Source organism: Vibrio sp. YYF0003 (assembly GCF_036350715.1).
In the GTDB taxonomy this organism is placed as follows: domain Bacteria; phylum Pseudomonadota; class Gammaproteobacteria; order Enterobacterales; family Vibrionaceae; genus Vibrio; species Vibrio natriegens.
In genome coordinates, this window is sequence record NZ_JAZDWA010000003.1 from 152,565 (window position 1) to 165,890 (window position 13,326).

10 protein-coding genes are annotated in these 13,326 nt (G+C 46.1%); 4 read left to right on the plus strand and 6 right to left on the minus strand.

Features of this window, described 5'->3' with window-relative positions; translation table 11 throughout:
* Positions 1–40 precede the first annotated feature (40 nt).
* Positions 41–499, minus strand: coding sequence for a DUF1249 family protein (locus V1U08_RS10975; protein WP_014230773.1), 459 nt, complete (start codon positions 497–499; stop codon positions 41–43).
* Positions 500–502: 3 nt separating this feature from the next.
* The gene (nudF, locus tag V1U08_RS10980; RefSeq protein ID WP_065296334.1) at positions 503–1,150 is read right to left on the minus strand and encodes an ADP-ribose diphosphatase; all 648 of its coding nucleotides are present in this window, start codon (positions 1,148–1,150) and stop codon (positions 503–505) included.
* Between the two features lie 229 nt (positions 1,151–1,379).
* Here nudF and tolC point away from each other — a divergent pair, with 229 nt between their 5' ends.
* A complete protein-coding gene (tolC, locus tag V1U08_RS10985) occupies positions 1,380–2,702 on the plus strand; it encodes an outer membrane channel protein TolC (protein ID WP_014230771.1) in 1,323 nt (440 codons plus the stop codon).
* A gap of 156 nt (positions 2,703–2,858) precedes the next feature.
* Here tolC and hldE read toward each other — a convergent pair whose 3' ends face one another.
* The 3 genes from hldE to V1U08_RS11000 form a co-directional block, all read right to left on the minus strand.
* Positions 2,859–4,289 (minus strand): bifunctional D-glycero-beta-D-manno-heptose-7-phosphate kinase/D-glycero-beta-D-manno-heptose 1-phosphate adenylyltransferase HldE, encoded by a 1,431-nt coding sequence (gene hldE / locus V1U08_RS10990; RefSeq protein ID WP_014230770.1) that lies wholly within the window; start codon positions 4,287–4,289, stop codon positions 2,859–2,861.
* Positions 4,290–4,356: 67 nt separating this feature from the next.
* On the minus strand, positions 4,357–7,200 hold the full coding sequence (glnE, locus tag V1U08_RS10995) for a bifunctional [glutamate--ammonia ligase]-adenylyl-L-tyrosine phosphorylase/[glutamate--ammonia-ligase] adenylyltransferase (protein ID WP_065299111.1): 2,844 nt from the start codon (positions 7,198–7,200) through the stop codon (positions 4,357–4,359).
* 110 nt (positions 7,201–7,310) lie between these two features.
* Complete coding sequence (locus V1U08_RS11000) at positions 7,311–8,567, minus strand: methyl-accepting chemotaxis protein (RefSeq protein WP_014230768.1); 1,257 nt, start codon at positions 8,565–8,567, stop codon at positions 7,311–7,313.
* Between the two features lie 67 nt (positions 8,568–8,634).
* Here V1U08_RS11000 and V1U08_RS11005 point away from each other — a divergent pair, with 67 nt between their 5' ends.
* Positions 8,635–9,408: an ion transporter gene (locus V1U08_RS11005; protein ID WP_014230767.1), complete on the plus strand. Its 774-nt coding sequence runs from the start codon at positions 8,635–8,637 to the stop codon at positions 9,406–9,408.
* A gap of 47 nt (positions 9,409–9,455) precedes the next feature.
* Here V1U08_RS11005 and V1U08_RS11010 read toward each other — a convergent pair whose 3' ends face one another.
* Positions 9,456–10,988, minus strand: a complete 1,533-nt coding sequence (locus V1U08_RS11010) for a CYTH and CHAD domain-containing protein (protein WP_065301946.1) — start codon at positions 10,986–10,988, stop codon at positions 9,456–9,458.
* Between the two features lie 212 nt (positions 10,989–11,200).
* On the opposite strand from V1U08_RS11010, the gene V1U08_RS11015 reads away from it, so the two are divergent.
* Positions 11,201–11,881: a TIGR00153 family protein gene (locus V1U08_RS11015; protein ID WP_014230765.1), complete on the plus strand. Its 681-nt coding sequence runs from the start codon at positions 11,201–11,203 to the stop codon at positions 11,879–11,881.
* Positions 11,882–12,011: 130 nt separating this feature from the next.
* On the plus strand, positions 12,012–13,271 hold the full coding sequence (locus V1U08_RS11020) for an inorganic phosphate transporter (RefSeq protein WP_014230764.1): 1,260 nt from the start codon (positions 12,012–12,014) through the stop codon (positions 13,269–13,271).
* Positions 13,272–13,326: the final 55 nt, after the last annotated feature.

The window sequence follows — 13,326 nt, forward strand, 5'->3', positions numbered from 1 at the left end:
AACCTGATTCGTCCACTATATTGTTATTTGTTATTTTCCTTTAGCGACGCGACGAGCAATTGAAGGCAAGTGGTGTTCTACTGATTCCACTTCTTAAACAAAACGTCAGCCATTCACCAAGGAACGTGTTTAGTTGATGCTTTTCATCTCGTTGCATCAATTTGTCGTTGGGATAATCATATTTAGCTTTGATACGAGAGAAGTCTCCGCTTGAGCATACTTCCGCTACTCTCGCATCGTGGTAAAGCCTGACAGACATTGTCGGTAAAGGAAACACTGGTGTTTCATCACTCTGACATATCTCAACAACTGTGGTGTATTTTGTGACTTCATTCACGGTCAATTGATAAACCATATGTGCGGCTTGATAGCAGCGCACGTCACCAACCTCAGCAGAGACAGGCAGCAGAGCATTTAATTTAGCGTAATTGGTCTCATAGGTTCTCATTAGACCCGCTAAATCAACATGATATCGCTGTTTTTCAGCTATCTGCGCCATTACTTACTCTCCACCGTTATGGGGGCTTACCCACTGTGATTTCAACTCAAGATGGTTTAATTGCAACCATTGCACTGCAATAATTGAAGCAGCATTTTCAAGTTTTCCATCTTTCACCCATTGATATGCTTCTTCACGGCTGATGACGTGAACTCGAATATCTTCATCTTCATAGTCTAAACCATGAATGCCTTCCGCTTTAGAAGCATCGACTTCTCCGACAAAAATATCCAACTTTTCTGAGCATCCGCCTGAAGAGGGATAGTAAGACGTCATCGGAATCACTCGCCCCACCTCAAGCCCCGCCTCTTCGTGAGCTTCGCGGCGGATCACATCTTCAACGGACTCATCTCGATCAATCATGCCGGCAACAATTTCAAGCTGCCAAGGATGATCGTGTTCTAATGCACCAACTCGTATCTGTTCAATGATAACAACCTGATCCTGTATTGGATCATAAGGCAACATCGCCGCAGCGTGTCCACGTTCGAACATTTCTCGCTCGACAACATCACTCCAACCACCAGCAAAGAGCCGATGTTTGAAACGGTACTTCACCATTTTAAAGAAGCCCTTGAAGAGGGTCTCTTTCGAGATGATTTCCACATCTTGTGAAGTAAACTCGTCTTGTCGCTTGTCACACTGTTGCATTAAACACCTCTCTGAGTGAATCTTGTAGTGTACTCATTGTTAATCACTTGCTCAAAGGACTTGGCTCAACTTTTTGTATAATAGTTATAATTTATTTTAAGTATTGTACAAATTTTTATTGCACAACTGGATAATTACGTGTAAAAAAATGCAAAGTTTAGAGTAAATATCGTCCAAATTGAGTTAAACTACTGAGAATTAACCAATCTATTGACCGCGGGAATAGAAAATGAAAAAATTGCTTCCACTTTTTATCAGTGCAGCGCTAGGTAGCATAAGCGTATCGGCTTATGCGGACTCATTAGCTGACATCTACGACTTAGCAAAACAAAACGATCCACAATTGCTTAGCGTAGCAGCACAGCGTGACCAAGCTTTCGAAGCAATCACCTCAAGCCGTAGTGCCCTTCTACCACAAATCAACTTAACAGCAGGTTACGATGTGATCCGCGGTGATATCGATTACGATTCAGCGGGTAAAACGACTTATGATAAGAATGACCTGACCGCTGGTATCAACTTCACTCAAGAACTTTACAACCGCGCATCTTGGATTACGTTAGACACGGCAGAGAAAACAGCTCGTCAAGCAGACGCGACTTATGCGGCAACACAACAAAGTTTAATCCTTCGAGTGTCGCAAGCTTACTTTGAAGTACTACGTGCTCAGGATAACCTAGTGTTTGTCCGTGCCGAAAAAGCCGCTGTTGGCCGCCAACTTGAGCAAACTAAACAACGTTTTGAAGTGGGCCTTTCTGCTATCACCGACGTACATGATGCACAAGCTCAATACGATGCAGTACTTGCTGATGAAGTATTGGCAGAAAACGATCTGATCAACAGCTACGAATCATTGCGTGAAATCACTGGTCAGGAACACAAAAATCTGAACGTGCTTGATACAGCTCGCTTCTCTGCAAGCCGCTCGGATAGCCCTGCTGAAGACCTAATTGAAATTGCAAAAGAGCAAAACCTAAGTTTGCTGTCTTCTCGCATTTCACAGGATATCGCTCGTGACAATATTTCCCTGGCTAGTTCTGGTCACTTACCAACGTTGAGCTTGGACGGTGGTTACAACTATTCTGACCGTGGACAGAGTTCAGCAGACTATGATCTTGACGCATTGAGTGTTGGTATTAACCTATCGGTTCCTCTATACACCGGCGGTAACGTAACTTCGCAAACTAAACAAGCTGAGTACGCTTATGTTGCTGCAAGTGAAGATCTCGAAGCTCAGTACCGTAGCGTAGTGAAAGATGTTCGCGCGCAAAACAACAACATCAACGCATCAATCGGTGCATTGAAAGCTTACGAGCAATCTGTAGTTTCTGCTCGCTCTGCACTAGAGGCGACAGAAGCAGGTTTTGATGTAGGTACTCGTACGATTGTTGACGTACTGGACGCAACTCGCCGTTTATACGATGCAAACCGCAACCTATCTAATGCTCGTTACGACTACATCATCAGTGGTCTGCAACTGCGTCAGGCGGTAGGTACACTGAATGAGCAAGACATTCTAAATATCGATGCGGGTCTGAAAGCTGTAAACTAATCAGGAAACAAGACAAGCAAAACGCCAGTTGCTAAACAACAACTGGCGTTTTTTATTGCCTGTAAAAAAAGCGGAAGATTAGGTATCGCAGGCAGATGCAAAAAAGGCCACCCTAGGCAGCCTTCTCATTACGATTTAGTTTAGATGTTAAAGGACTTAGCCTTTGCCACCTTTAATCGCATTAATAATTTCACTAGTTGAACAACCATCTTCAAAGTTCAGTACACGAACTTCACCGCCAGCAGCAATCACCTCTTTACCACCTGCAATCTCTTCTGGTTTGTAGTCTCCGCCTTTCACCAATAAGCTTGGCAGCACTTCTGAGATCAAGCGTTGCGGCGTATCTTCACTAAATGGCACCACCCAATCAACTGCACCCAAACCAGCCAATACTGCCATACGACGATCAGTTGGGTTTACCGGACGGCCAGGACCTTTAAGACGCTTAACCGACTCGTCAGTATTCACAGCAACAATAAGGCGATCGCCCAATTCAGCCGCATGGTTTAAGTAAGACACATGGCCTGCGTGAAGAATGTCAAAACAGCCATTGGTCATCACAACCTTCTCGCCTTTAGCACGTGCTTTCTTCACCGCTTCGATCAAAGCTTTTTCTGAAATCACACCAAAGTCGGTATCTTTACTACCATGCACCGCTTCAGCCAGTTCAATTTCAGACAAGGTTGATGTTCCTAGTTTACCAACTACAACGCCAGCAGCCGCATTCGCAAGAGCACACGCTTCTTCAAATGATTTACCCGCAGCAACTGAAGCCGCTAGTACAGAAATCACTGTGTCGCCTGCACCCGTTACGTCATACACTTCTTTTGCTTGTGTTGGCAGGTGGAACGGTTCCGCACCTCGGCGAATTAACGTCATACCATGTTCACTTCGGGTAACCAGCAGCGCATCAAAGTCAAATTCTTCCACAAGCGCCAGTGCTTTTTCCACCAGCTCCTGATCAGATTTCACTTTGCCAACCACATCTTCGAACTCTTTCATATTTGGCGTCAGAAGTGTCGCACCACGATAGCGTTCAAAGTCGGCACCTTTTGGATCGATGAATACAGGAACGTTGGCAGCGCGCGCTTTCTGAATGTACGCCTGTACATGTTCAAGAGAGCCTTTTGCGTAATCTGACATGATCACGGCTTTGACAGTTGGCAGAGCAGAATCCATGCGCGTAAGCACAGGCTCTGGGTCTGTATTTTCGAACTTGTCTTCGAAGTCCAGACGAATCAACTGCTGACCGCGGCTCATTACACGTAACTTAGTGATCGTTGGGTACTCTGGCAGCGGCACAAAGTCACATTTTACTTTGAGCGAGCTGAGTTTTTCTGTCAGAACTTTGGCAGGTTCATCCATTCCTGTCAGACCAACAATGTGAGCGTGACCACCCAATGACGCGATGTTCATCGCAACGTTTGCAGCACCACCCGGACGCTCTTCATTGTTTTCTACTTTTACAACAGGAACTGGCGCTTCCGGTGAGATACGTCCAGTTGGGCCATACCAGTAACGATCTAGCATGACATCACCGATGATAAGCACACCAGCGTTGTTGTAATCAGGTAGAATTGGTTTCATTATTGGTCTCCAAAAATTAAATCGTGCAGAGTTTACCACAGCGCTTGGCGTGGCTAAATAACTCGCCTTAACTGAACCACTGATTCCATGCCTGTTTCACCCACTCTCTTTCCGCAACAAATTTATTCTCGGCAACATCAGCGTCCAGATTGAGTAAGTTTCTATGGTGTATCTCATTACGCATGGAGGTATAGGCGTTTATCAGCTGCATCGCTTGGTCTTCGTCCATCACCTGTTGTGCAATTAGCGTTTCAAAAATTCGTACGTTATCGCACCAACGCGTAAGTTTAGGTTTATCATGGCTGTAGTTGAGCACCAGATACTGAGCCAGGAATTCAATGTCGGTGATGCCGCCAACATCTTGTTTAAGCATAAAACGCCCGGCTTTCTTTCCACCGAGATGATCGCGCATTTTTTCACGCATCTCGACGACTTCTTTTTTGAGCGTCGCTTGGTCGCGCGATTTACACAGCACATCATGTCGAGTGTTATGGAAAGCGATAGCCAAAGGTTCGTCTCCATAGATCATTCGGGCACGAACCAAAGCTTGGTGTTCCCATGTCCAGGCTTCCTGATGCTGATATTCGTCAAATGCGTCAGTAGGACTCACCAGTAAACCCGAGGCTCCAGACGGACGTAAGCGAGTGTCCACTTCGTACAGAATCCCTGATGCGGTGCGGGTTGAGAAAATATGGATAATGCGCTGTGCTAAACGAAGATAGAACTGGCGACCATCGATTTCTTTCTTACCATCAGTGTATACGCTGACCGGACAGTCATGCATAAATACGATGTCCAAATCAGAGTTGTACCCCAGCTCCCAGCCGCCAACTTTTCCATAGCCAATAACCGCAAACCCTCGGCCTTCACGATCTTTAACATGAGTAGGCTCACCGTACTTTTCTGATACCTGCAACCAGGCCTGACTGACAACCGCTTCCACGATAGCTTCTGCCAGATAAGTTAAGTGGTCACTCACTTTCATGACAGGCAAAGCACCAGCAATGTCTGCCGCTGCAATACGCAGAATACAAATTTGCTTGAATTGACGCAGTGCTTCCATCTGCTGTTCCATGTCATCTTCTGGAATTCGCGCCAGAAAATCACGCAGCTCAGTTCGGTAACTGTCTAAAGGAATCGGATTATACAGTTGCTGCGGATCAATCAGCTCATCAAGCAGGATTGGATAACGCGATAACTGCTCCGAAATCATCGGACTTGCCGTACACAACCTCACGAGTTGCACCAGAGCAGCCGGGTGTTCATCCAATAACTCTAAGTACGTGGTTCGGGTACAGATTTTGTGCAGCAAGTGCAACACTCTAGGTAAACCAAATTGGGCGTCTGGATGAGCGAACACCGCATCGAAGACTTTAGGCATCAGTCTGTTGAGCACTTCTCGACCGCGTGGACCCAGTGTTTTCTTGGCAATGTCTTGTTTGAAATCGATAATGGTTTTTGCGCAGGAGGAAAAATCTTCCACCTGAATATCTTGTTGCAGGATATGTTCTAGTACATCTTGCTTTTTAGCCATATCCCATAGCTCATGGAAATGGCGCGCAACATTACTGCCTTCATCTTCTTCATCATCGCCAATCAAAGAATCGAATACCTGATGAACCTTGCCCATGTGCAGCTGAGTCTGAGTGATCAACTCATCCCAGGAGTCAAATCGCATTGCAGTCGCCAGCTTCATGCGCTCAATCTCGCAGTCTGGCAGTGTCTGCGTCTGCTTGTCCGCCATGGCTTGCAGTAAGTTCTCTAGTTGGCGCAAATACTTATACGCGGCTTCCAGACTTTGCACATCTTGTGGTGTTAGCAAGGCAAGTTCTTCAATCCCTCGCAGGGTTTCCAGCAAGCCTCGATTGCGCAGAGAAGGCTCGCGTCCACCGCGGATCAGCTGGAACACCTGAGCGATAAATTCAATTTCACGAATACCGCCCGCACCCAGCTTGATGTTGTTATTCAGCCCACGACGACGCACTTCGCTGCTTATCATCGACTTCATACGGCGTAAGGACTGAATCGCACTGAAGTCGATATAACGTCGGAACACAAATGGACGCAACATTTTACGCAGCTCTTGATACTGTGGGTACATTTCGCATCCCATCACACGAGCTTTAACCATTGCATAGCGTTCCCAGTCGCGGCCTTGTTCCTGATAATAGTCTTCCAACGCCGCATAGCTCATCACCAGGGGACCACTTTCACCAAATGGACGTAAACGCATGTCAACGCGGTAGCAGAAGCCATCAAAGGTTTGCTGGTCTAATGCTTTAATAATGCGCTGGCCAAGGCGGGTAAAGAATTGCGCATTGGCAATGCTGCGGCGCGCACCCTGAGTTTCACCGTTATCTGGATAGGTAAAAATAAGATCAATATCGGAAGAGAAGTTCAGCTCGCCACCACCAAGCTTACCCATACCAATGACTAGCATCGGTTGAGCTTCACCTTCAGCATTGGTTGGTGTCCCCCACTCTTTACAACAAGCCTGATATTGCCATTGGTAAGTTTCGAAGATCAGCGCCTCTGCCAGTTGAGAAAGGTGACTCAGTGACTCTTCCAGTGTCCAGGCATGAAGGAAATCTTTCCACGCAATATAAACCATCTCACGATTACGGAACTGACGTAATACACGATGGCCTGACACTTCATCCTGACAATCTGCCAATAACTCCGCGAGTCTTGTCCGGTAAGACGCTTGTCGGCTTGGCTCCGCCACCATCTCAGGCAAGTCCTGAGCGAGCTTTTCATCTCGATGAATAGTTTCGGTTATGAACTGGCTCAGGCCAGATACATAGTAAAATTGCTCTGCGATTTCACTTGGCCACAATTGAAAGTAGCCAGCTTGCTGAGCATTTTGAACGGCAGATTCAGCGACAGAAATCAAAGACGAAGGCAGCTGCATTTTTCTTCCTTGTGAAAAGCACGATGAATGAGCTTTAAGTTATACCAGAGTTGCAGCAAATAAAAACGCCCACAAAAGGTTTGTGGGCGTATTATCAAAAGCTATGTGCATTAAACACTGAATGACTTGATTTTCTTGTCTAATTCTCCAGCATTATTTTGCATGGTTTCAGACGTTTCCAGTAACTCGGTCACCACAATCACAGATGCTTCAACCAGCTCTCTTACGTTAGTCAGGTTTTGGCTCATTTCCTCTGCGACACTGCTTTGCTGACCAGAAGCCGTGGCGATTTGGAAGTTCATGTCATTGATTTGAGTAACTTGAGTCACAATACCGTCTAACTCTGTCCCTGCATTCGAGACCAGTTCATTGCCTTCCGCGGCCTCAACCACGCTTTTCTCCATCAGCTCAACGGCTGATTCTGCACTGGTTTGCAGGTGAGTAATCATTTCCTGAATCTCTATCGTCGCCTGTTGCGTGCGCTGTGCTAAGTTGCGAACTTCGTCTGCGACTACCGCAAAACCGCGTCCCGCTTCACCCGCTCGAGCGGCTTCAATCGCGGCGTTAAGTGCCAATAGGTTGGTCTGTTCAGAAATGCCCTGAATGGTTCCTACAACACTGCCAATCGCTTCCACGCGTTCTTCCACCTGATTAACAGCCTGAGCAGAAGAGGCAATGTCCTTAGAAAGTTCACTCATCTTAGCGACAGTGCTCTGTAAGAATTGTTGGCCAGAAACCGCTTGAGACGACGCCTGTTCAGTGAGAATCGATGCCTGCTGGGCATGTTCTGCCACCGTTTGAACCGTAGAAGACATTTCACTCATGGCGGTCGCAAGCTGGTCTATTTCATTGAACTCTTCCTGAGCCGACTCTTTGGTTTCAGACATGCTTATTGTCATCACTTCAGTCAGCGCTGAGAGCTCATCTGAGGCGTTGATTTGCATTTGGATTACGTCATGTAATTGGCGACGTGTTTTTTCCAGCTCGCGTGCCACGTCTCCGTATTCATCCTTACAATCCATACCAAATGGTACCGATAAGTTTTTGCTCGCCATCAGTTTTATCGCATCATTCAGGTATTGAGTTTGACGTAACATGACACGTGCTGCGGCTAACAACAAAACAACAAAGACAATGATGAGCAGCGCTGTCTGCCAAACAACCTGAGTCAGGTAGGCCTCATAATGCTGCTGAGCAATATCCGTATTCTGCGTCGCAGCCAACAATGAATCGTAAAACGTGTTGGCATCCCAAAGTTGCTTTGCCACAATCAAAATAGTACTGAAGACCATCAACATGACCATCTTTGGTACCAGTCGAATGTCGGATATGACTCTTTCCCACGGCTTAAATGCCAGTTTTTCCATTGTCAGTTCTCCACCGAGTCTTATATAGTTTTTGTCATTCTGTTACGCGAATTAATTCGAGATTTGTATGAAAAACAACGATATCAAAGACAGCACCCGCCCAATGGGACTTTTGTCATTAGTCCTGTCCTTTCTGGCATTATTTGTAACCTCAGGTCTGTTATTTTTTTCGATCGATCGCGAAACCCGTCAAGTACTTATCGGTCTCGACTTCATAATCTGTAGTATTTTTCTCTTACAACTGACCATTGATTTGATCCGCGCCACAAATCGGTGGAACTTCCTTAAACTACACTGGATAGATTTTGTGGCCAGTATCCCAATGATCGAGCCACTACGCTTTGCCAGAGTTTTTCATATTTTGCGCATGGTACTGGTACTGCGCTCTTCTAGATTCATTCTCCACCAACTCAAAGAGAATCGCCGAGAAACAACCGTTGCTTCCATTCTGTTACTAATGGTGATTTTAATAACTCTGGGTTCCAGTACGATGCTGTTCATTGAAGCCAAAGATCCTGCGGCCAACATTCGGACAGGGGCCGACGCTTTGTGGTGGGTGTTTGTCACTATCTCTACCGTAGGATATGGGGACCATTATCCGGTAACCAGTGGTGGCAAATTTCTCGCCGTAGTGATCATTGTTTGTGGTGTGGGGATCTTCGGCATGATCTCTGGTTTGGTCACGTCAATCGTGACGGCTCCAACGAAGAAAGAAGATCATCGAACCAAGCATACAGAGCATATGTTGAACAAACTCGTTGAACAGCAGGAAACGATCCTTAATCGGATAAATGAGCTTGAACTGCGACAACAAGAGCAACAGAGCCAAAAAGAAAAATAGGGCCTGGAGGCCCTAATTGCATTCAATACGCAGTTGATGAGGTGCTATCACTCTCGCCAGTAAGGCTGTGTCTCAACGCTGATGGCTCGGGTTTGATCCATAGCATGTAGGATAGAGCGCTCTTGACGGTGCAGCCATCGCTCTAGCTGCTCTTTTTCATCGGCTTCCAGCATATCCACCAGCGGCAACAAATGATTCAGCATCAACAAATCATCGATACCGTGAACCAGATCCGCCCATGGAAGACGGAAACTATTACGCTCGTCGCTGTTATACAGGCTCGCGAATCCGATTCCGGTGTAGAGATTGCGAAGTAAGCGATAACGCTGGTCAACATAATCCTGCGCAGACAAATCACGCTCTGCGGGGAACGCTTCCATCAGCTCAGCCCAAGTGCGATCCAGTTGCGTGACAGAAAATGGCAAGATGTTGCTCGCCATTTTTTCTCGTGCTTTTTCATCTAAAAATGGCTGCCAGCCGCGAGCAAGGATCCAACGGCTCAGATCAAGCAATAAGCCGGTGTAACGAGCTGAACTTAACAGCTCTAGCACTTCTTCACGGCTTGGGAGTTCTTGCAGTTGCTGGGTTAGCTCCGAAACCAAGAACTTGCGGGCATCAAGCTTACGCAACACGTTACCTTTGTCATCAAGTAACTCTTCAAGGTGAGCATGTTCGTCTAACCATGTAAGCTCTTCTTCCAACCATTTTAGTTCCTGACGCAGAATAGCACTGGCTCGACGTGGGACAATGCCACCAAATATGGTTAAGGTCTGACGAATAAATCGAAGCGCATTGCTGATTTCGCGAAGTGCTTCGACACAATCACGTTCCGAATAGATTTGCTCATGGTAGTGCCAGTGGGACAACGCGTGCTCTAACGAGTTGATCAGACAATATTCCACGGTGTCTGTGCTGCTGCTGTCGACTAAAGCCAGCGGTTTTACCTCATCACCCGTGTATCCGGTTGCCAAGCGATAGCCTTTGGCCGCTTTGCTTAAATTCCCGAGACGCATGCCACCTTGCTCGCAAAAGCTACGCGCCAATGTAAACAGAGCATCGGTTTGTCCCGATTTGAGTTCTAGTTCGACTTCGCAAATCGGCTCTTGTCTGTCTTCTCCATCATCACCTTTCGCGATAACCATACCTTGGTCAAAGGCGACTTCAACCTGGCTGCCATCAGGCATACCAATTAGCCACTGCTCGCGAGTGAAATTAGTCGAAAATAACGGAGTGAGTTCGGATTGTAAGGTCTCGACATCTTTACCAGCAGGCCAGATATCAGAAGGATGAAGTGTGAGATCGGGCTCATCGCTCGTGTGCTCAGCATTGTATTCTGGTCTTTGGTGTAAACCAGCGACGACGCGTCCTGCGGTTTTCACTGTTTGAACAAATACATCATCAAAACGGCGAATTCTTAAACCAATGTCATGCTTTCTTAACCATTTATCGGCAGTATCAAAGTAGGTGTTACCCAAGTCACGACAACTATGCTGAAGTACTTTTGTCTCAGAAATTTTTTCCTTTAAAGTTTCTGAAAATTCAGGAGAAACAAAAAACTTCAGTTCTATTTCGGTTTCCATAGCTATACCTTTCAAAGCAGATAGAAACAGGATATTGCGTATTTTCTTACACGGCAAGAAAGAAATATCACTCGAATGATGATCTAAAACAGTTTTAAAGAGCGATTTAATGCGTTAACATGCGCGCCTTTATAGCCATCGCTCAACATTTCGCCAAGACCAAAGAAATGGTGTATGTTTTTTTTAGGTTATAGTTATTAGGTTGAATGACCATGCCAGTAAATACAATTATGGGGTTATTTGCAAAGTCCCCTATTAAGCCTTTGCAACGCCACGTTGTGTGTGTCAACGAATGTTGTTCACACCTGGTGAAGTTCTTTGAAGTTTCTTCAAAGGGAGACTGGGAAAAAGCAGCAGAGATCCGTGCTCAAATTTCTCACCTTGAGAAAGAAGCGGATGTTCTGAAACGTGAAATCCGTCTAAAACTGCCTCGCGGTTTGTTTATGCCAGTAGACCGTACTGACATGCTTGAGCTTCTGACTCAACAAGACAAACTTGCCAACTTGGCGAAAGACATTGCTGGCCGTGTATATGGTCGTCAACTTGTCATTCCTGAGGCTCTCCAGCCAAATTTCCTCGCTTACGTTCAACGTTGTCTTGACGCGGCTAATCAGGCGCAAAAGGTAATTAATGAACTTGATGAACTATTAGAAACAGGCTTTAAAGGCCGTGAAGTAACACTCGTTGCTGAAATGATTCATCAGTTAGACGTCATCGAAGATGATACCGATGCTATGCAGATTGAACTTCGTCAACAATTGATGGCGATTGAATCTGACATGAACCCTATCGATGTCATGTTCTTGTATAAGATTCTTGAATGGGTAGGTGGTATTGCCGACCAAGCGCAGCGCGTAGGTGCTCGTTTGGAAGTCATGCTATCTCGATCTTAAAACATAAGTTAACGACATAACGAAGAGCATAATACACACGTGTCATAAGGACGATGACTGTTTTCATCGTCTTTCGATTTGGCGCGCGTAAAATTTTGTTCCGCTTGTTATAAAACAACTAGGTATTACGATGGATATCCTTGCGAACTACGGCACTGTCCTGATTATTGTTGCAGCGATTTTTGGTTTCATGATGGCGATTGGTATTGGCGCGAACGACGTTGCCAATGCGATGGGTACATCGGTAGGTTCAAAAGCGCTAACCGTAAAACAAGCTATCATCATTGCGATGATCTTTGAATTTGCGGGTGCATATCTTGCAGGCGGTGAAGTAACCGACACTATCCGTAAAGGTGTTATCGAAACATCTCTATTTGCTCACCAGCCTGACGTTCTTGTCTTCGGTATGATGTCTGCGCTACTTGCTGCCGGCACATGGCTACTGCTAGCGTCTTACATGGGCTGGCCAGTATCAACCACTCACTCTATCATCGGTGCGATCATCGGTTTTGCGTGCGTATCTGTAGGTACAGAAGCCGTGGACTGGGGCAGCGTTCAGGGCATTGTGGGTAGTTGGATCATTACACCAGTTATCTCCGGCTTCTTTGCATACGTGATTTTTGTCAGCGCACAACGCCTGATTTTTGATACAGAAAATCCGCTATTTAATGCAAAACGCTTTGTGCCTGTTTACATGTTTATCACCACAATGGTGATTGCACTGGTTACTATCAAAAAAGGTCTTAAGCACGTTGGTCTTCACCTGAGCAATGGTGAAGCCTGGATGTGGGCGGCTGCGGTATCGGCAATTGTAATGGCTGGCGGCTACTTCTACATTCAGAAGAAATTTGCTAACCGCGAAGATGACCACAGCTTCTCAGGTGTTGAAGGCATCTTCAGTGTGCTAATGGTTATCACGGCTTGTGCGATGGCATTTGCACACGGTTCGAACGACGTAGCAAACGCGATTGGCCCTCTTTCTGCGGTAGTATCAACTGTTGAGCACATGGGTGAAATCACATCTAAGAGCACAATCGCATGGTGGATTCTTCCACTAGGTGGTATCGGTATCGTTGTAGGTCTTGCGACTCTGGGCCACAAAGTAATGGCAACCGTTGGTACAGGTATTACTGAACTAACACCAAGCCGTGGCTTTGCAGCGCAGCTAGCGACGGCATGTACTGTTGTTCTGGCGTCTGGTACAGGTCTGCCAATTTCAACCACTCAAACACTTGTTGGTGCGGTTCTGGGTGTAGGTTTTGCTCGCGGTATTGCAGCACTAAACCTAGGTGTGGTTCGTAACATCGTTGCTTCATGGATTGTTACTCTACCAGCGGGTGCACTATTGGCAGTGGTCTTCTTCTACGGCATTCAAGCAATGTTTTCGTAATTAAGACATCCGTCAATAGAATGTAAGCGCTTTGTCATTATTGACCCAAACGCAC

Coding starts and splice junctions, on each gene's coding strand:
- glnE (WP_065299111.1), bottom strand. CDS start 7,200: ATGCAGCTGCCTTCGTCTTTGATTTCTGTCGCTGAATCTGCCGTTCAA.
- nudF (WP_065296334.1), bottom strand. CDS start 1,150: ATGCAACAGTGTGACAAGCGACAAGACGAGTTTACTTCACAAGATGTG.
- V1U08_RS11005 (WP_014230767.1), top strand. CDS start 8,635: ATGAAAAACAACGATATCAAAGACAGCACCCGCCCAATGGGACTTTTG.
- V1U08_RS11015 (WP_014230765.1), top strand. CDS start 11,201: ATGCCAGTAAATACAATTATGGGGTTATTTGCAAAGTCCCCTATTAAG.
- V1U08_RS11010 (WP_065301946.1), bottom strand. CDS start 10,988: ATGGAAACCGAAATAGAACTGAAGTTTTTTGTTTCTCCTGAATTTTCA.
- V1U08_RS11000 (WP_014230768.1), bottom strand. CDS start 8,567: ATGGAAAAACTGGCATTTAAGCCGTGGGAAAGAGTCATATCCGACATT.
- V1U08_RS10975 (WP_014230773.1), bottom strand. CDS start 499: ATGGCGCAGATAGCTGAAAAACAGCGATATCATGTTGATTTAGCGGGT.
- tolC (WP_014230771.1), top strand. CDS start 1,380: ATGAAAAAATTGCTTCCACTTTTTATCAGTGCAGCGCTAGGTAGCATA.
- hldE (WP_014230770.1), bottom strand. CDS start 4,289: ATGAAACCAATTCTACCTGATTACAACAACGCTGGTGTGCTTATCATC.
- V1U08_RS11020 (WP_014230764.1), top strand. CDS start 12,012: ATGGATATCCTTGCGAACTACGGCACTGTCCTGATTATTGTTGCAGCG.